This window comes from Pigmentiphaga sp. GD03639, from assembly GCF_029845405.1.
Taxonomy (GTDB): Bacteria; Pseudomonadota; Gammaproteobacteria; order Burkholderiales; family Burkholderiaceae_B; genus Pigmentiphaga; species Pigmentiphaga daeguensis.
The window spans coordinates 262804-281378 of the sequence record NZ_JAOCLR010000005.1 but is presented as its reverse complement, the minus strand read 5'-3'; the positions used below and the strand labels follow the sequence as shown (position 1 = coordinate 281378).

The window sequence follows — 18575 nt, the reverse complement described above, 5'->3', positions numbered from 1 at the left end:
CTGTGAAAGTAGGTCATCGTCAGGCTACCCTCCCTCAAAACCCCCGACCGGAAACCCGGCCGGGGGTTTTGTCTTTCACGGCCGCGCATTCTGCGGGAAGCCTTTCCCTACCTCTTGTTTCCTGTAATTCCGTATCCTGTGGCGCCGCAGGGGAACGGCCGCGCCTTTTTCCCGGTCAAGCAAGGATCGCGGACAAGGAGAACGACATGAGATCAGTGCGATGGATGGCGGGATGGACCCTGGCTCTGGGCATGACAGTGGCCTTCGCGTCGGTGGCGCAGCCTGTGCGACCGGGAAAGGATGTACCGATGGCCCGTGCGGCCCTGCCCGCCGGTGTGACGTTGTCCACCTGGGCCGAGGGCCTGGAGCATCCATGGGGCTTGGCGCTGCTGCCCCAAGGTGGCGCGTTGGTGACCGAGCGGCCCGGGCGCTTGCGCGTGGTTTCCGGGCAGGGGCAGCTCTCGGCGCCGGTGGCGGGCGTGCCCCGGGTGGATGCCCGGGGCCAGGGCGGCTTGCTGGACGTCGTGCTACATCCGGATTTCGCACGCAACGGCCTGGTGTACCTGAGCTATGCGGAGGCGGGCGATGGAGGCAACAGCACCGCGGTGGCTCGCGGCAAGCTGGTGCAGGACGGCGGCCAGTGGCGTTTCGCCGATTCCCAGGTGGTCTTCCGCCAGGCTCCGAAGTTCGCCAGCACATTGCATTTCGGATCACGCCTGGTCTTTGCGCGCGACGGCAAGCTGTTCATCACGCTGGGCGAACGCTCCAGCCGCCAGACCCGGCCGGACGCGCAGGGCTTGAACACGCATCATGGCAAGGTCGTCCGGATCAACGATGATGGCAGCGTGCCGCGCGACAACCCCTTCGTCGGCGACAAGGGTGCCCTGCCCGAGATCTGGTCCCAGGGCCATCGCAACCCCCAGGGGGCGGCGTTGAATCCGCGCACCGGTGAACTATGGGTGGTCGAGCACGGCCCCCAGGGGGGCGATGAGCTGAATGTCGTGCGGGCTGGCAAGAACTACGGCTGGCCCTTGTACACGTATGGCGAAGAATATGGCGGCGGAAGGATCGGGCAGGAGGCTTCACCGCGGGGCTTCGAGCCGCCCTTGTACAGCTGGGTGCCGTCGGTGTCCCCGAGCGGGCTGGCATTCTATACGAGCCAAGCCATTCCCTCGTGGACCGGCAGCCTGTTCACCGGGGCGTTGAGCGGCCAGGCGCTGATACGGCTGCAACTGGACGGCGAAAAAGTCGTGCGCGAGGAACGCCTGCTAACCGATCTGGGCAGCCGGATCCGCGATGTCGTGATGGGACCGTCGGGAGAACTGTACCTGCTGACCGATGCCAGGCAGGGGAAGATACTGGTCCTGCGCGGCGCGGGCGCCGCAGGCTCGTAGGCCGGGCAAGACCTGCAGGGCGCCCGGACCGCGTTGGCCGGGCGCCGGCGGGAGCCCCGCGAGCCGGGGCGGCCTGCTTATTTCAGGTGCGCGTTGACGATCTTGGTCAGCTCGAACATGTCGACGCTGGGCTTGCCGAACAGCTCCTTGAGCTTGGCATCGCCGTTGATGTTGCGCTTGGCCTTGGGATCCTGCAGCTTGTGCTTCTTGATGTATTCCCAGATCTTGCGCGTGACTTCGGTGCGCGGCAGCGGGGCCGGGCCGATGATGGCGGCCAGCGTGGCGCTGGGGGTCATGGGCTTGAGGAAGGCGGCGTTGACCTTGCGGGGAGCCTTGGTCGCGGCCTTCTTGGCCGGAGCGGCCTTCTTGGCTGCCGGGGCTTTCTTAGCCGGAGCGGCTTTCTTGGCGGGCGCGGCTTTCTTCGCGGGCGCCTTCTTGGCTGTGGCCATGCTGTACTCCTAAAAAGGGGTTCAATCGTCAGATCGTTGGCAGGGCCACACCGCAGTGCGCGAGAGGCAGACTCCAGAACTGCGGAATAACCCCGCGAGCGCAGCATATCGCCTTGCTGGGCAAAGCCACAACAAAATTCCAACAGAAACGGCGTTTCCCCGGGGTTTTAGACGGGGATGCAACGCTTGGGGGGCCGCTATGGCCGCTAGAATGGTCACATTGCCGTCTACACCCAGTCGGGATGCGCCCGCCGATGTTTGCATTTGTTCCGTTTCGTATCCGGTCGTCCGCCTTGTCGCTGGCCTTCGCGGCGCTGCTCGCGGGCTGTGCCGGCCCCACTTCCGAGCGGGTGGACCCGGCGGAACCGATCGACGGCGCCGCGGCATTGATGCTGTCCCAATCGCCTTCGGCCGTGGGCGAGGCCCCGGCGGGATGGCGGCCCTGGATCATCCGGTCCGACAAGACCAGGACCCGCTACCAGCTCGCGCGCGCCAGCGTGGGCGGGCACGAGCGTCCGGTGTTGCATGCCGTGGCGGAGTCCGCCGCGAGCGGGATGTGGGTGCCGGTGAACCTGCCCGCCGCGCAGGCTCCGTATGTGCGCTGGTCCTGGCGCACCGATGCGATGATCGACCGGGCCGACAGTTCCCGCCCCGAGACCGAGGACGCTCCAGCCCGCCTGGTGCTGGCCTTCGACGGCGACTGGCGCAAGCTGCCCCTGCGGGACCAGATGCTGGCCGATACCGCGCGCATGCTGCTGGGGCGCGAGATGCCCTACGCCACCCTGATCTACACCTGGGACTCCGCCAAGCCGGTGGGCGCCAGCCTGGCCAATGCCCATACGTCCCGCATCCGCCTGAAGGTGGTCGAGTCCGGCCCGGAGCGAACGGGACGCTGGCTGGACTACGAGCGCAACTATGTGCAGGACTACATCGAGTTGTTCGGAGAGGAGCCCGGCACGCTGATCGGCGTCGGGGTCATGACCGATACGGACAATACCCGGAGCTACGCCGAGAGCTGGTATGGCGACATTCAGCTTTTGACACCAAGTCGTACCGCGCTGGGGGAACTCCCGGACGGACCGGTTATCGATTGACATTCGGGCCGCCGAGCGGCCGCAGGACCGGAGAGCAGGAATGGATGCTGGGGTGGCGTTGCGTTCGCCGCTGGAAGCCATACGCAAGTTTCACGATGATCTGACGCTGCTGCGGCGCGACCTGCACGCGCATCCCGAGCTAGGATTCGAAGAGGTGCGCACCTCGGGCATCGTTGCCAAGGCGCTGGAGCTGCTGGGCGTGGAGGTGCACCGGAACATAGGCAAGACCGGGCTGGTCGGGATCATCCACGGCCGGCGCTGCGACAGCGGCCGCATGATCGGCCTGCGGGCCGACATGGACGCGCTGCCGATGGCCGAGGACAACGCCTTCGCGCACCGTTCCAGCAAGCCGGGCCTGATGCATGGCTGCGGTCACGATGGCCACACCACCATCCTGCTGGGGGCGGCGCGCTATCTGTCCAGGACGCGCAACTTCGACGGCACCGCGGTGCTGATTTTCCAGCCGGCCGAGGAAGGGCTGGGCGGGGCCCGCGCGATGATGGACGACGGGTTGTTCGACACCTATCCTTGTAACGAAATCTACGCCCTCCACAACTGGCCGGGCCTGCCGGCCGGCAAGGTCGGCATCAATCCCGGGCCGATGATGGCCGCTTCCGACCGCTTCGAGATCGTCATCGAGGGCAAGGGCGGCCATGGCGCGCACCCCTACCAGACGATCGATCCGGTGGTGGTGGCGGGGCAGATCATCACCGCGACGCAGTCCATCGTCTCGCGCAACGTCAATCCGCTGGATTCCGCGGTGGTGTCCATCTGTTCGGTGCAGGCCGGCAACCCCGGCGCGATGAGCGTGATTCCGCGCGAGGTCCGCCTGGTGGGCACGGTGAGGACCTTCCGCCGCACGGTGCAGGAGATGGTCGAGACGCGGCTGCGGGACCTGTCGTCGTCGATCGCCGCCGCCTTCGGGGCGACGGCCACGCTCAAGTACGACCGCATCTATCCGGCCACCATCAACACGCCGCGGGAGGCCAATTTCGTGGCCGACGTGGCGACCGCGATGCTGGGCAAGGAAAACGTCATCCGCGACCTGACGCCGTCGATGGGCGCCGAGGATTTCTCGTTCATGCTGCAAGGGCGGCCGGGCGCCTATTTCCGGCTGGGACAGGGCGGCGCGGAACAGGGCTGCTTCCTGCACAGCAGCAACTACGATTTCAACGACGCGGTGATCCCCCTGGGCGCGGGCATCATGGCTTCGCTGGTCGAACGCAGCATGCCGGTCGTGGATTGAGCCTGCCCCAAAGGGGGCGGGTTTGCACCAGCCTTGCCACCAATTGCTTTAGGAATAAAATTTGTAGACCTAAAGTAAAAAAAGGGGGATGGCATGGCGAACGAACAGCGCGCGGCGGCGCACGCCGCAGGCGGCGGCCTGGACCGGCGGGATTTCCTGCGCGGTGCGATGGCGGCGGCGGTGGCCGGGACCGGTGCCGCCCTGTCGAGCCACGCACGGGCCCAGGCCCAGCCTGAAGGCGCGCGGACGCCGGGCCGGGAGTTCCTGATTTCCGGCGGCCATGTGCTGTCGATGGACCGGAACGTGGGCGACCTGCCCGAAGGCGACGTCCACGTACGCGACGGCACCATCGTCGCGGTGGGCCGCAAGCTGTCCGCGCCCGGCGCGCAGGTCATCGACGCGCGCGGGATGATCGTCATGCCCGGCTTCGTCGATGCCCATTCCCATCTCTGGAATGCCTTCCTGCGGGGCTCGGTGCGGGGCGACGATCCCCTGCGCGGCTATTTCCCCACGACGAATCGAGCCGCGCCGCTGTGCACGCCGGCCGATGCCTTCCATTCGGTCCGGTTCGGGCTGATGCAGGAACTGCTCTCGGGCGTGACCTGCCTGAACAATTTTTCGCACAACACGCGCTCGGTCGCGCATGCCGATGCCGAGATCCGCGCGGCGCTGGACGTGGGGGCGCGCACCCGCTTCTCGTACGGCACGCCCGGCCGGGGCGAGCGCCTGGACCTGGCCGGCGTCAAGGCGACGCTGGCGAAGTGGGGCCGGGCGGATCCGCGGCTGAGGCTGGGCGTCAACCTGCAGCTGCCGACGCCGGCCGTACTGAAGGCCGGCGGCAGCGACGAGACCTTCGTCGGCGAGGTGCGGGCGTCGAGGGAACTGGGGCTGCCGATCTCGCTGCACTATGGCGACACGGCGCACGGGCTCGTGGGGCTGATGGATCGAAGCAACCTGCTGGGGCCGGACATCCTGATGATCCACACCCAGGGGTTTACCGCCGCCGAGCGTGAACTGATGGTGAAAAAGCAGGTGCAGTTCAGCATGTCGCCGGCTATCGAGATCCCGTACTCGACGGTGCGCAACGGCTACATCCAGTTCGCGGAGCTGGAGGCGCTGGGGGCCAGCCTGAGCCTGTCGGTCGACGCGTCCAGCGCGCTGGCGACGGGGGATTTCTTCACGGTCATGCGGGCGCTGCTTTGGGCCCACAAGCAGCGCGCCGACGTCGACCGCAAGCTCGAACCGCGCCGCATCGTCGAGATCGCGACGCTGGGCGGCGCCAAGGTGCTCGGCATGGACGACATCATCGGATCGCTGTCGGCCGGCAAGCAGGCCGACATCATCCTGGTCCGCAAGCGCGACATCAACATGGCGCCGGTGATCGACCCGTATTACTCGCTGGTCTATTCGGGCATGCCCGCCAACGTCGATACGGTAATGGTCGGCGGACGCGTGTTGCTGCAGGGAGGGCGGCACGCGACGCTGGACGTCCAGGAAGTCGCGGACCTGGCCGCGCGGGCCGGGAGCAAGATGCACGAGCGGCTCGAGGGCATCATCCCGAACAGCAAGGAAAACCTGGGCGACCTGAACCGGAAAGGATGAGCGGCGGCGGGCGCGGGCGCGGAAGTTGGCGCCGGGCCGGATTCGGGCCGTAAAATGAGGGCTACCGGGCCGGCGCGGGTGCGGCGTACCTGCCCGCGCCGGCCGATCCTTCGAGACGCCCCTTGGCCGCATCCATGACCATTTCCACGCTTACCATCACCCGCCCCGACGATTGGCACCTGCACCTGCGCGACGGCGAGGCGCTCGAGGCCGTCGCCGCCCACTCCGCACGCCAGTTCGCCCGGGCCATCATCATGCCCAACCTGAAGCCGCCGGTCACCACGACGGCCCAGGCGCTGGCGTATCGGGACCGCATCCTGGCCGCGCTCGGCAAGAGCGGCATCGGGCCGGAAGCGTTCACGCCGCTGATGACGCTGTACCTGACCGACAATACGGCGCCCGAGGAAATCCGGCGCGCCCGCGAGTCGGGCGCAATCCACGCCGTCAAGCTGTATCCGGCCGGGGCGACGACCAACTCGGATGCCGGCGTGACGGACCTGCTGGGCCGTTGCGCCAAGGTGCTCGAGACCATGGAGGAGGTTGGCATGCCGCTGCTGACCCATGGCGAGGCCACCGATCCCGCCATCGACGTGTTCGACCGCGAGCAGGTCTTCATCGACCGGGTCATGATTCCCCTGCGCCGCGCCTTCCCGGCCCTGAAGGTGGTGTTCGAGCACATCACCACCGCCGATGCCGCGCAGTACGTGCGCGATGCCGAGGGGCCGATCGCGGCCACCCTCACCCCCCAGCACCTGCTGTACAACCGCAATGCCTTGTTCCAGGGCGGCATGCGTCCGCACTGGTATTGCCTGCCGGTGCTCAAGCGCGAGACGCATCGCCAGGCCCTGGTGGCAGTCGCCACCAGCGGCAACCCGCGCTTCTTCCTGGGTACCGACAGCGCGCCGCATGCGCGCGGCCTGAAGGAACACGCCTGCGGCTGCGCGGGATGCTTCACGGGGCTGCACGCCATGGAGCTGTACGCCAAGGCCTTCGACGACGCCGGCAAGCTGGACGCGCTGGAAGGTTTCGCCAGTTTCCACGGCCCCGATTTCTATGGCCTGCCGCGCAATACCGGCAAGCTCACGCTGGTGCGCGAGCCCTTCCGGATTCCCGACGAACTGTCGTTCGGCCAACAGACCATCGTGCCGCTGGCCAGCGGGGAGACCTTGCCGTGGCGGGTCTCGATCTGACCCACATCGACTGGGGCCAGCCCTGGTTCGCCGGCGTCGCCCACAAGGGCGAACTGCTGGCGTCCGCGGGCGAGGAGCCCCTGTGCGACAGCCTGAACCGGCTGCTGACGGCGGGCGAGGGTGGCCACGGCGCGCGCGGACGCATGCGGGTGGCCTCGGGCAAGCCGCTGGTCTTCGTGCCACAGGCCGACTTGCCGGAAGGCCGGGCCTACGAGGCGCACATCCACCAGACCGGCCGTGTGCCGACCCGCGACAACCTGCACGATCTCTTCAACGGGCTGGTGTGGTTCGCCTTCCCGCAGACCAAGGCACGGCTGAACGCGATGCAGGCACGCGCGCTGAAGAAAGCGCCGGCGGCCGAGGGGCGGGGCTCCTTGCGCGACGCCGTGACCATCTTCGACGAGAACGGGCTCGTGCTGGCCTGCTCCAGCGACGAGCTGGCCCAGGCCCTGCGCCGTTTCGACTGGCGTAAGCTGTTCGTCGAACGCCGCACCGCCACGCTGATGCAGACCGAACCCTGGGCGATCGGCCACGGATTGCTGGAAAAGCTGGTGCGGCCCTACAAGGCCATCACCGCCCACACGCTGATCGTGCCGGTCGACGACTCGTATTTCCGCGCTTCGCCCCAGCAGCGGCGGACCACCGTCGACCGGCTGGTGGCCGACTGGCTGGACAACTGGCCCTTCTTCACCGCGCGCGACCTCTGCCCGCTGCCGGTGCTGGGCCTGCCCGGCTGGTGGCCCGACAACACGACGCCGGGGTTCTACGACGATCCCGAGGTTTTCCGCCCCGGCCGCACCCGTCAGCGGTAAAATACACGCGCAGAGCAGATCAGGCAGTCGCGGTGCCTTCGGGCATCGAGGAAGGTCCGGACTCCACAGGACAGGATGGCGGCTAACGGCCGTCCGGCGATCGCCGGGGCGCAAGCCCGGGCGCGAAGCCGAGGAACAGGGCCACAGAGACGAGTCTGCGGCGAGGGCGGACGATGTCCGCACCGGTACGGCCACTCCGTACCGTTCGCATGGGCAACCGTGCGAGTCGCGGCAGGGTGAAACGCGGCAACCTCCATCCGGAGCAACACCAAATAGGCATGCGCGCGGCTTCGGCCGCACAGGGCGGTCCGTCCGAGCATGCGGGTAGGTGGCTAGAGCCGTCCGGCAACGGCCGGCCCAGAGGAATGACTGCCCGCGGGCGATGCCCGTGTACAGAATCCGGCCTATCGATCTGCTTTGCCTTGATTCTTTGCGCCTGGCCATCCATCCGGGGCAAGCCCATCGCCGCGAGCCCCATGACCGCAGCCCTGCCCACCCCTTTGGATCTAGCCTTCGAACTGGCCCCGGTCGGCCTCCTGGTGACGCGCGACCGCGTCATCGAGCGCTGCAACCGGGCGTTCGCCGGGATGTTCGGCTACAGCCGCCAGCAACTGGTGGGGCAGACCACCGAGATGCTGTATCCGTCGCACGCCGAGTACGAGGACATCGGCGCGCGTGGCGTGCGCAGCATGCTGGCCGAGGGCATCCACCGCGACGAGCGCATCATGGTCCATCGCAACGGCGAGCTGTTCTGGTGCGCGGTATCCGGGCAGCCGGTGGACTCGGCCCAGCCCTATGCCTGCGCCATCTGGGTGTTCGAGGACCTGCGGCCGGTGCGTCCGGTCCGCCTGGCGCTGACGCCGCGCGAGCGGGAGATCTCGGCCCAGATCCTGGCCGGGCGGACCAGCAAGCAGATCGCCAAGGACCTCGCGCTGAGTCCGCGCACGGTCGAGACCTATCGCCTGCGCCTGATGCGCAAGCTCGAGGCCCGGACCGTGGGCGAGCTCATTTCCCGCCTGCTGGGCCTGCCGTAGCCCCGACCCCTAGACCGGGATGCGGATGGGAAACGGCGGCGGCGACGGGACGTGCGGCGCCACGATGCGGTTGCGCAGCGTGCCCAGCCCGCTGACCTCCAGTTCCAGCACGTCGCCGTCCTTCAGGAAGCGGCCCAGCTCGTTGCCGCAGCCGCCCCCCACCGTTCCCGATCCCAGGACCTCGCCCGCGTACAGGGTTTCGTCGGACGAGACGTAGGCCAGGATGTCCAGGAAGGTATGGTGCATGTCCCGGGAGTTGCCGCGCGACCATTCCTCGCCGTTGACCCGGGTGACCATGGTCAGCGTCTGGGGATCGGCGATCTCGTCGGCGGTGACCAGCCAGGGGCCCATGGCGTTGCCGGTATCGAAGTCCTTGCCCTTGGCCGGGCCCAGGCCGCCCTGCATCTCGGTGTACTGGGCGTCGCGCGCCGAGAAATCGTTGAAGATGGTGTAGCCGAAGATATGGGAGGCGGCCTCGGCCACGGGGATGTTCTTGCCCCCGCGCGAGGTGACCATGCCTATCTCCAGCTCGTAGTCGATGACCTGCGAGTACGCCGGCCAGTGCACGTCGGCGCCGTCGCCCACGACGCTGAAGGGATTGCCCTTGTAATAGATGGGGCGTTCGTACCAGACGCGCGGCAGTTCGACCGAGGCCGGGTCCAGCCGCTGCGTGCCGATGCCGAACAGATGGCGGTTGGCGCGCGATTGCCGGAAATGCGTCTCGAAGCACAGGCAGTCGCGCAGGCGGCGCGGCTGGGGCAGGGGCGCCAGGCGGGCGACGGCCGACACTTCATGGGTGGCCGCGGGGCGCTCCACCAGCCGTCGCGCGTGGTCCAGCGCCGCCGGCCCGGCATCGATCAGGTCCAGCATGCTGCGGAAATAGGGCGCGGCGTCGGCCGCCGTGAAGTCCGAGATCGCGCTTTCCCCGGGCAGCAGCGCGCCGATGTGCGCCGCGCCGCCGGGGGCGAGGAAGGTGGTCAGTTTCATCAGTGGTTCCCATCGCAGTGGTCGTGTCCGCAGGCGTGCTGCTTGCGGGCGAAATGGCGTTTGCCCATCAGCGCCAGCATGTCCATGACGTTGGGCGCCGGGAGCGCGCCGCCCGAGATTTCGCGGTAGCAGGCGTAGACATTGACGCACAGCCGTTCGTCCTCGCCCCAGTTCGCCCAGCGGTCCATCGAAATGGCGTCCACCGCCTGCTCGAAGGACATGCCCGCTTCGAGGCAGCGGCGGGACTCGGCCAGCAGGTAGACCAGATAGTCGCGGAATTCCCGCACGCCATCCTTGTCCGTGATCGGGCCATGGCCGGGCACGATGGTCTCGACGTCCCACTCCAGCATCCGGTCGCAGGCGGCGATCCAGTTCGAGACCGGGCCGGTCCAGATGGCCGGATGCGCGCCGACGAACATGATGTCTCCGGTGAAGACGGTGCGGTCCTGCGGTACGTAGACCAGTACGTCGCCTCGCGTATGGGCCGGGCCGACTTCGATGAGCTGGACTTCCTTGTCACCGACCTTGAGGTCCATGCGGTGGTCGAAGGTCTCGGTGGGCAGCGTCAGGCGGATGCCGCTGAAGTCGAACCGCGAACCGATCACCTCTTGCCAGAACTTGCCGGCCATGCCCATGTTCGGCCAGTCCTTCTGCCATCCTGCGTATTGTTCGGGTGGGCGGTGCTTCATGTCCTCCACGCAGCCGTTGGAAGCGATGATGCGCGATCCCTCCAGCAATTGGTTGCCGAAGGTGTGGTCGCCGTTGCCGTGGGTGTTGACCAGGGCGCCGATCCGCTTCGCGGCGGGCACGGCGTCGCGCATGCTGGCCAGCATCTCGGACGTCATGGGCAGGTCGAACAGGGTATCGACCAGCAGCGATTCGCCACTGTCGGAAATCAGCCCGGCGTTGGACCAGCCCCAGCTTCCGTCGGGAACGAGGTAGGCGTGCAGGCCGTTGCCCAGATCGTGCAAGCCCTTGGTGAAGCGCCATTTGGCGGTCGAGGTCGTCATGTCGTCTCCTTCTGGTTGTCCCGCGCTCTATGTATATTCACAGGTGGTAGCTCAGTCGAGCCGGATGTTGGCGTTGCGGATGACGGCGCCCCATTTGTCGTAGTCGCGCCGCACGATGTCGCGCAGTTCGGCAGGGGTCGATCCTACCGGCTCCAGGCTGGCGGTGGCCAGGCGCTCGCGCACGTCGGGCATGGCCAGCACGCGGGCGACGTCGGCGCTGATCTTGTCCACGACCTCGGGCGGCGTGCCCGCGGTGGCGAACAGGCCGTGCCAGGCATCGGCCACGTAGCCGGGCACGGTCTCGCCCACGGTGGGCACGTCGGGGATGTTTTCGCTGCGCTTGGCCAGCGTCACCGCCAGCGGCCGGACCTTGCCGTCCCGCGCGGCGGCCACGCCGTTGGTGTAGGGCTCCATGGCCAGGTCGATCTGCCCGCTCAGCAGCGCCAGCACCTTGTTCGTGTTCATGGGGACGTGCAGCATGCGGGTGCCGGTCATGCTGGTCAGCAGCTCCATCACGATGTGGTTGCCCGAGCCGTTGCCGGCGGACCCGTAGGTGAGCTTGCCAGGATGCTTCTTCGCATAGGCGACCATCTCTGCGACGTTGTTGATGCCCAGGTCGCTCCGGGCCAGCAGCACGTAGCCCAGGTTGACCATGAGCGACACCGGCGCGAAGCTCTTGAAGGCGTCGTAGCCCAGTTTGCCGTACAGGTGGGGGTTGGCGCACAGCACCGAGTTGACCGTATAGAGCAAGGTGTAGCCGTCGGGCTGGGCCTGCGCGTCCGCGGTCGCGCCGATGGCGCCGCCGGCGCCCGGACGATTCTCGACGATCACGGACTGGCCCCAGATGTCCCCCAGCTTCTGGCCGACGATGCGCATGACCACGTCGGGCGAGGTGCCGGCCGCGAACGGGATGATGACCTTCACGGGCCGCGTGGGAAAGTTCTTCTCCGATCCGTGGGCGGGCCAGGAGGCGGCCAGAGCGAGGGCCAGCGCGGCGCGGCCGAACAAGCGTGCAACAGGGGTCTTCATGTCGTCTCCTTGGGAGGGGCTGGCTCGTTGCGGCCGCCGGCAAGCGCGGCCTTGAGCTCGGTTTTCAGAACCTTGCCGTAATGGTTCTTGGGCAGTGCATCGACGAAGCGGTAGCGCTTGGGGCGCTTGAATCGCGCGATCCGGTCCAGGCACAGGCCGTCGAGCGCGGCCGGGTCCGGCGGCGGGCCGCCCCGGGGCACGACGAAGGCCACGACCTCCTCGCCCCATTCCGGGTCGGGCGCGCCGACCACCGCGACCTCGGCCACGCCGGGATGGGCCAGCAGCACTTCCTCGATTTCGCGCGGGTAGATGTTGGAGCCCCCCGAGATGATGACGTCCTTGGAGCGGTCCTTCAGCGTCAGGAAGCCTTCCGCGTCCAGCACGCCGACGTCGCCGGTCCACAGCCACCCGCCGCGCAGCGCCCGGGCGGTGGCCTCGGGATCGCGCCAGTAGCCGGCCATGACCACGTCGCCGCGCACCTGGACTTCGCCGATCTCGCCGTCGGGCAGCGGTTCGCCGCGTTCGTCGGCCACGCGTATCTCCACCTGGGACTGGGCGTAGCCCACCGAGGCCAGGCGCTCGAGCCAGCGCGGATGGCCCCGGTCGGCCAGTTGCCGGCGGGACAGCGCCGTGATCGTCATGGGCGACTCGCCCTGGCCGTAGATCTGGACGAAGCGGTCGCCCATCACGGCGAGCCCGCGCCGGATGTCCTCCACGTACATGGGGCCGCCGCCGTAGACGATGGTCTTGAAGCCGGACGGATCGGCATCCGTGGCCTCGAGGTGGGCCACCAGCCGCTTGACCATGGTGGGCGCCGCGAACATCGACAGCCGGTCCACGCCGGCCGCCAGGGCGGCCAGCTCCGCGGGATCGAAGCCGCCGGACTCCGGCACCACGTGGCGTGCCGCGGCGGCCATGTGCGGCAGGCTGTACAGCCCCGCGCCATGGGACATGGGCGCGGCATACACGGCGGCGTCGTCCGCATCCACCGGATCGACGTCCGAGAAGTAGCAGGCCGTCATGGCGAGCAGCATACGGTTCGTCTGCATGACGCCCTTCGGGCGCCCGGTGGTGCCCGAGGTATAGAACAGCCAGGCGAGGTCTTCGGGCCGGCGCGGGGCGGGCGGCACCGGGGAGGCGTCCAAGAGGTTCCGGTAGCCGGCCGTGCCGGTCTCGAACACGCGACGGATCGCCGGCGCCTCGCCCAGCAGGGGCAGCAGGCCCGTGGCCAGTTCCGGGGCGGTGAAGAGCGCGCCGGCCTCGGCATGCTCCAGAATGAACAGCGCCTCGCGCGGATGCAGCTTCGCATTGATGGGCACGACCGCCAGCCCGGCCCACCAGGCACCGTACATGGCTTCCAGGTATTGCGGGCAATTGGGCATGAACAGCGCCACCCGGTCGCCGGGCTTGAGGCCGTGGCCGCGCAGGCCGCCGGCGATGGCCGCCGCGCGCGCGGCCAGCCCGCGGTAGTCGAGCAGCCGCGAGGCGCCGTGGTAGACGGCCGGGCGATCGCCGTGGGTCCGCGCCGCGCGGACCAGTAGTTGGACGACATTCATCGGGCGGGTCCTAAGCTGCGCGTTCCAGCACGCTGACGTAGTTGGCGACCACGGAACCGCCCATGTTGAAGACGCCGGCCAGTTCGGCGCCGGGCACTTGGATGTCCCCGGCCTCGCCGCACAGCTGCATGGCCGCCATGACGTGCATGGACACGCCCGTGGCGCCGACCGGATGGCCCTTGGCCTTGAGGCCGCCCGACGGATTGACGGGCAGCGCGCCGCCCGGCGCCACCGTGCCGTCGTCGACGCAGCGCGCGCCCTGGCCGGCCTCGGCCAGCCCCATGGCTTCGTAGCTGAGCAGCTCGGCAATGGTGAAGCAGTCGTGGACCTCGGCCAGGTCGAGGTCGCGGATGCCGATGCCGGCTTCGTCCAGCGCGCGCCGCCAGGCCCGCCGCGGTCCTTCGAAGGCGACCGGGTCGCGCCGGGACATGGGCAGGAAGTCGTTGACCTGGACCGTGGAGCGAAAGCGCACGGCGCGGCGGAAGTCGCGCGCCAGCGGGGCGGCGGTCAGCACCAGCGCGGCGGCGCCGTCGGCGACGGTGGAGCAATCGGTCTTGCGCAGCGGCGCGGCGATGATGGGATTGCGCTCGGACACGGTGTTGCAGAAATCGAAGCCCAGGTCGCGGCGCAGGTGGGCGAGCGGGTTGCGGGCGCCGTTGGCGTGGTTCTTGGCCGCGATCCGCGCCAGGGTCGCGCCGTGGTCGCCGTGGCGGGCGAAATACTCCCGGGCGATCAGGGCGAAGATGCCGGGAAAGGTCAGGCCGCGCGAGCCTTCCTCGCGATGGTGGCTTGCGCGGGCCAGCGCCGCGGTCACGGCCGGCCCGTCTGCGGCCGTCATCTTCTCGGCCCCCACCACCAGGGCGACGCGGACCCGGCCCGAGCCGATGGCGTCCAGTGCGGCATGGATGGCGGCCGATCCGGAAGCGCAGGCGTTCTCCAGGCGCACGGTGGGCGTGAAGCGGAAATCGTCGTCGGCGCCGAAGGGCAGGGAGGAAGGAAAGCCGTCGGGCACCATGCCGGCGTTGAAGTGGGAGACGAACACCGCGTCCACGTCCCGCGCCCGCAGGCCGGCGTCGGCCAGCGCCAGGCGCGTGGATTCGACCATCAGCCCCTCCAGGTCGAAGTGGTCCAGGCGGCCGAAGGGGGTGTGGCCCCATCCGACGATGCAGGGGGTGTCCATGGCGTCTCCTTGGTGGCGTCCGTCCCAGTGGGAAGACGCATGTCGTTATGGAGGCCATTATTTCCAGCCGCGCCTGCCGGGCCTAGTCGTAGGAATACGCTAGTAGCGCCCCCGGGCGCGTAGGCCGAGGGCCGCGGGACCCGCGTGGCGCCTGGGCAAGGGGCATTGTTTTGTTACCTTGTCGCCCCTTTTATGTCACTCCCCGGTTTTTCTTCAGACGACACCTTCACTTCAAATGCCAATGCACTGATTTCATGGAACATTTCGCAATGTGAAGGTTCGAGAAAGTGCACCTAAGTCCTTGTTACTAATGAAGAAACCGTGTCCGAGCGGCTTGACCCCGCGTAATCGCTCATTTAGAGTGGGAAATAGTAGAATTTTGTGCAAAAAAGTGGGGTGAGAAGCCGTGTTTCAGGGCAGCAGCGCGCTGACGCTCGATGCGAAGGGAAGGGTATCCATCCCTACCCGGCATCGTGACGCGCTGATGATGCAGGCCGAAGGCCGGCTGACCCTGACCCGGCACCCCGACGGTTGCCTTCTGATCTACCCCCGTCCCACCTGGGAGGTGAAGCGCGAGCAGATCGCGGCGTTCCCGATGCAGGCGCGCGCGCTGCAACGGCTGCTGCTGGGCAATGCCCAGGATGTCGAGCTCGATAGCGCGGGCCGCATCCTGATCGCTCCCGAGCTGCGCACCGCCGCCGCCCTGACGCGCGAGGTGATGCTGCTCGGCCTGGGCGCTCACTTCGAGCTGTGGGACGCTGCCGTTCTGGCCCAGCGCGAGCAGGAGATGCTGGCGCAGGGCATGCCCGAAGTCCTGAACCAGTTTTCTTTCTGACGCCGTGACGACCCCATTCCTGCATCGGCCCGTCCTGCTCGAGCCGACGATAGACGCGTTGGCCGTACCCGCCGACGGCGTTGGCGCCGGGGTATGGGTCGACGCCACTTTCGGGCGGGGCGGCCACACGCGCGAGCTGCTTGCGCGGCTGGGGCCCGAGGCCAGGCTGGTGGTGTTCGACAAGGATCCGCAGGCCATCGCGGTGGCGCGCGCGCTGGCCGGGCAGGACCGCCGGGTGACGGTGGTCCACGAGGGTTTCGGCGGACTGGCCGAGGAAATGTCCCGGCTGGGGATCGCCCGCATCCGCGGCCTGATGATGGACCTGGGTATTTCGTCTCCGCAGATCGACGATGCCGAGCGTGGATTTTCCTTCATGCGCGACGGCCCGCTCGACATGCGGATGGATACGACACGCGGCGAAACCGCCGCGCAATGGCTCGCCCATGCGAGCATCGATGACATGCGGGAGGTCATAGCACGCTATGGTGAAGAACGGTTTGCTTTCCAGATTGCAAAGGCGATTGCAGCTGGCCGCGAGAAACGGCCTGTCACGACCACAGGCGAGCTTGCCGACATCGTGGCTGGTGCAGTCCGCACGAGGGAGAAGGGCCAGCATCCAGCGACCCGCACCTTTCAGGCTCTACGGATTCACCTCAATCAGGAGCTTGAAGAGCTCCCGCGTGCGCTAGCCGCGGCGCTCGACCTGTTGGAGCCCGGCGGCCGGCTGGCGGTGATCAGCTTCCATTCGCTGGAAGACCGCATCGTCAAGCAGTTCATCGCCGCCGCGGCCCGGCCCGGCGCGGAAACCGCGCGCCTGCCGCTGCGCGAGAGCGAGCGGCCGCAGCCCGTGCTGGCCTCGATCGGCCGCATCCTGCCCACCGAGACCGAGGTCGCCGCCAATCCCCGCGCCCGCTCGGCGGTGCTGCGGGTGGCCGAACGTACCCATACGGCCCTGCCGGCCGAGGGCGGCAGGGCTTTCGTCAAGACGCCCGAGGCGGCCGCAGCCAAGCGGCGCCCGCCGGCCCGGACGCGCACCCCGCGCGCCCATTCTTTCGCCAGCGCATAGGAGGCCGGCATGGGGCGCCTGCTCTTCGTCCTGACGGTGGCCCTGATAGGGTGCGCGCTGTCCCTGGTCAGCAGCCAGTACAAGGCGCGCAGCCTGTTCGTCGAACTGGAGCGCGCCCAGGCCGTGGCGCGCGACCTGGACGTGGACTGGCGCCGGCTGCAGCTCGAGCAGACCGACCACGCCAAGCATGCGCTGATCGATAGCGTGGCCCGCACCACGCTCAAGATGGAACCGGTCACGCCCGCGCGCACCATCTACCTCGCGCAGTCGCGCGACGCGCAGAGCGGTCCGGCCCTGCTGCCCTATGGTCCGCCGGGCGTGCCCCTGCCGACCAAGCCGAAAGCGGGAGGTGCGCGATGAAACGCGTCCGTTTCTCGTCCGAGAATCCTGTCCTGAACCTGAAGCTGCCCGCGTGGCGGTCGCGCTTCGTGCTGTTCCTGCTGTTCGCCGGTTTCACCGCGCTGGTCGTCCGCGCGCTGTACCTGCAGGGGCTGTCGAACGAGTTCCTGCAGAAGCAGGGCGAGTCCCGCTATGCCCGCACGCTGGTGCTGCCGGCCTCCCGCGGCAAGATCACCGACCGCAACGGGGTCGTGGTGGCGTCCAGCGTGCCTGCCCGCGCCGTCTGGGCCATCCCCGAGGACGTGAAGGCGCCCCCCGGCGCGCTGGCCGAACTGGCCAAGCTGCTGGAAATCCCGCTGCGCGACCTGCAGCGCAAGCTGGCCAACGAAGACAAGACCTTCGTCTACCTGAAGCGGCAGGTGCCGGTGGACGTGGCCGAGAAGGTGGCGGCGCTGGGCCTGGACGGCATCCACCAGCAGCGCGAGACGCTGCGCTACTACCCCGAGGGCGAGGTGCTCGGCCATGTGCTGGGTTTCACCAACGTCGAGGACCGCGGCCAGGAAGGCATCGAGCTGGCCTACAATTCCCAGTTGGCTGGCCGTGCGGGCAGCCGCCGGGTCATCAAGGACCGCCTGGGCAGGGTGGTCGAGGACGTGCAGGCGGTGCGTGCGCCCGCCAATGGTCACGACCTGACCCTGTCCATCGATACCCGGGTGCAGTACCTAGTGTTTTCGCAGTTGCAAGAAGCCGTCGAGCGCCACAAGGCCAAGGGTGGCGCCGCCATCGTGGTGGATACCCGCACCGGGGAGATCCTCGCCCTGGCGAACATGCCCACCTACAACCCCAATCACCGCGAGACCCTGACCGGGGCGCGCCTGCGCAACCGCGCGCTGACCGACACCTTCGAGCCGGGCTCGACCATCAAGCCGTTCTCGATCGCGCTGGCGCTGGACCTGGGCCGGGTGCAGCCCACCACCGTGGTCGACACCGGCGGCGGCCGCATGAACTTCTACGGGCGCACCATTTCGGACACCCACGGCTATGGCAAGCTGGATGTGGCCGGCGTGGTCCAGAAGTCCAGCAACATCGGCACCACCCTGATCTCCCAGCGCCTCGAGAACAAGGAGATGTGGGAGAAATACACGGAACTCGGCCTGGGCCAGGCGCCCAAGCTGGATTTCCCCGGCGCGGTGGCGGGCCGCCTGCGCCCCTATGACAAGTGGAAGCCGATCGAGAAGGCCACCATGTCCTATGGCTACGGCCTGTCGGTGTCGCTGGTGCAGATGGCCCATGCCTACACCGCCTTCGCGCGCGACGGCGACACCGTGCCCCTTACCTTCCTGAAGACCGAGCGCCCGCCCGCTGGCACCCGCATCTATTCCTCGAAGACCGCGCGCACGATGCGCCAGATGCTCGAGGCGGTGGTGGGGCCGGGCGGCACGGCCTCGCAGGCGCAGGTCATGGGCTATCGCGTGGCCGGCAAGACCGGCACCGCGCGCAAGATCATCAACGGGGCCTACGCCACCAAGTATGTCGCCTCGTTCTCGGGTTTCGCGCCGGTGTCGAATCCGCGCATCGTCGTGGCGGTCATGATCGACGAACCCACGGCGGGCAGCATCTATGGCGGCGCGGTGGCCGGTCCGGTGTTCTCCAAGATCACCGGCGGGACGCTGCGCATGCTGGGCGTCGAACCCGATGCGCCGTTCAAGTCGCTCGTCATTCCCGAGCATCCGCTGGAGGACAGCCTGTGAC

Annotated in this window: 17 protein-coding genes and 1 other RNA gene; 12 read left to right on the top strand and 6 right to left on the bottom strand. The window is 68.3% G+C overall.

The window, feature by feature from the left end:
- The first annotated feature begins 308 nt into the window (after positions 1 to 308).
- Positions 309 to 1394 (top strand): PQQ-dependent sugar dehydrogenase, encoded by a 1086-nt coding sequence (locus N5K27_RS07985; protein ID WP_279815638.1) that lies wholly within the window; start codon positions 309 to 311, stop codon positions 1392 to 1394.
- Positions 1395 to 1471: 77 nt separating this feature from the next.
- Here the strand turns inward: N5K27_RS07985 and N5K27_RS07980 are convergent, their stop codons facing one another.
- A complete protein-coding gene (locus N5K27_RS07980) occupies positions 1472 to 1843 on the bottom strand; it encodes an SWIB/MDM2 domain-containing protein (protein ID WP_087841749.1) in 372 nt (123 codons plus the stop codon).
- Positions 1844 to 2097: 254 nt separating this feature from the next.
- Between N5K27_RS07980 and N5K27_RS07975 the strand changes: the two genes are divergently transcribed.
- From N5K27_RS07975 to N5K27_RS07945, 7 genes are all read left to right on the top strand, one after another.
- On the top strand, positions 2098 to 2937 hold the full coding sequence (locus N5K27_RS07975) for a DUF3047 domain-containing protein (RefSeq protein WP_165963321.1): 840 nt from the start codon (positions 2098 to 2100) through the stop codon (positions 2935 to 2937).
- 52 nt (positions 2938 to 2989) lie between these two features.
- Positions 2990 to 4183 (top strand): M20 aminoacylase family protein, encoded by a 1194-nt coding sequence (locus tag N5K27_RS07970; RefSeq protein WP_279815648.1) that lies wholly within the window; start codon positions 2990 to 2992, stop codon positions 4181 to 4183.
- A 93-nt stretch (positions 4184 to 4276) separates the two neighbouring features.
- Positions 4277 to 5785 (top strand): amidohydrolase family protein, encoded by a 1509-nt coding sequence (locus N5K27_RS07965; RefSeq protein ID WP_279815635.1) that lies wholly within the window; start codon positions 4277 to 4279, stop codon positions 5783 to 5785.
- Between the two features lie 134 nt (positions 5786 to 5919).
- Positions 5920 to 6975 (top strand): dihydroorotase, encoded by a 1056-nt coding sequence (gene pyrC / locus N5K27_RS07960; protein ID WP_087841747.1) that lies wholly within the window; start codon positions 5920 to 5922, stop codon positions 6973 to 6975.
- On the top strand, positions 6957 to 7787 hold the full coding sequence (locus N5K27_RS07955) for a DUF3025 domain-containing protein (RefSeq protein WP_132980535.1): 831 nt from the start codon (positions 6957 to 6959) through the stop codon (positions 7785 to 7787). The genes pyrC and N5K27_RS07955 overlap by 19 nt, the downstream gene beginning before the upstream one ends.
- 11 nt (positions 7788 to 7798) lie before the next feature.
- An RNA gene (rnpB, locus tag N5K27_RS07950) (RNase P RNA component class A) lies at positions 7799 to 8210 on the top strand.
- A 53-nt stretch (positions 8211 to 8263) separates the two neighbouring features.
- Positions 8264 to 8821, top strand: a complete 558-nt coding sequence (locus tag N5K27_RS07945) for a LuxR C-terminal-related transcriptional regulator (RefSeq protein WP_279815632.1) — start codon at positions 8264 to 8266, stop codon at positions 8819 to 8821.
- Positions 8822 to 8830: 9 nt separating this feature from the next.
- Here the strand turns inward: N5K27_RS07945 and N5K27_RS07940 are convergent, their stop codons facing one another.
- The 5 genes from N5K27_RS07940 to N5K27_RS07920 are packed head-to-tail and all read right to left on the bottom strand — an operon-like array spanning position 8831 to position 14583.
- Positions 8831 to 9808: a fumarylacetoacetate hydrolase family protein gene (locus tag N5K27_RS07940; RefSeq protein WP_087841745.1), complete on the bottom strand. Its 978-nt coding sequence runs from the start codon at positions 9806 to 9808 to the stop codon at positions 8831 to 8833.
- Entirely contained in the window at positions 9808 to 10818 is a 1011-nt protein-coding gene (locus N5K27_RS07935; protein WP_087841744.1) for an MBL fold metallo-hydrolase, read from the bottom strand. Before N5K27_RS07935 ends, N5K27_RS07940 begins: the two co-directional genes overlap by 1 nt.
- A gap of 51 nt (positions 10819 to 10869) precedes the next feature.
- Complete coding sequence (locus N5K27_RS07930; protein ID WP_279815629.1) at positions 10870 to 11847, bottom strand: tripartite tricarboxylate transporter substrate binding protein; 978 nt, start codon at positions 11845 to 11847, stop codon at positions 10870 to 10872.
- Positions 11844 to 13403, bottom strand: a complete 1560-nt coding sequence (locus N5K27_RS07925) for an AMP-binding protein (protein WP_279815627.1) — start codon at positions 13401 to 13403, stop codon at positions 11844 to 11846. Before N5K27_RS07925 ends, N5K27_RS07930 begins: the two co-directional genes overlap by 4 nt.
- Positions 13404 to 13413: 10 nt before the next feature.
- Positions 13414 to 14583, bottom strand: a complete 1170-nt coding sequence (locus N5K27_RS07920) for an acetyl-CoA acetyltransferase (RefSeq protein ID WP_087841741.1) — start codon at positions 14581 to 14583, stop codon at positions 13414 to 13416.
- Positions 14584 to 14989: 406 nt separating this feature from the next.
- Between N5K27_RS07920 and mraZ the strand changes: the two genes are divergently transcribed.
- Genes mraZ through N5K27_RS07900 form a run of 4 tightly spaced genes read left to right on the top strand, consistent with a single transcriptional unit; the run spans position 14990 to position 18574 of the window.
- A complete protein-coding gene (mraZ, locus tag N5K27_RS07915; RefSeq protein ID WP_087841740.1) occupies positions 14990 to 15418 on the top strand; it encodes a division/cell wall cluster transcriptional repressor MraZ in 429 nt (142 codons plus the stop codon).
- Between the two features lie 4 nt (positions 15419 to 15422).
- Positions 15423 to 16484, top strand: a complete 1062-nt coding sequence (gene rsmH / locus N5K27_RS07910) for a 16S rRNA (cytosine(1402)-N(4))-methyltransferase RsmH (protein ID WP_279815623.1) — start codon at positions 15423 to 15425, stop codon at positions 16482 to 16484.
- Positions 16485 to 16493: 9 nt separating this feature from the next.
- Positions 16494 to 16844, top strand: a complete 351-nt coding sequence (gene ftsL, locus N5K27_RS07905) for a cell division protein FtsL (protein ID WP_087841738.1) — start codon at positions 16494 to 16496, stop codon at positions 16842 to 16844.
- Positions 16841 to 18574 (top strand): penicillin-binding protein 2, encoded by a 1734-nt coding sequence (locus N5K27_RS07900; protein ID WP_087841737.1) that lies wholly within the window; start codon positions 16841 to 16843, stop codon positions 18572 to 18574. Before ftsL ends, N5K27_RS07900 begins: the two co-directional genes overlap by 4 nt.
- The last annotated feature ends 1 nt before the right edge of the window (position 18575 follow it).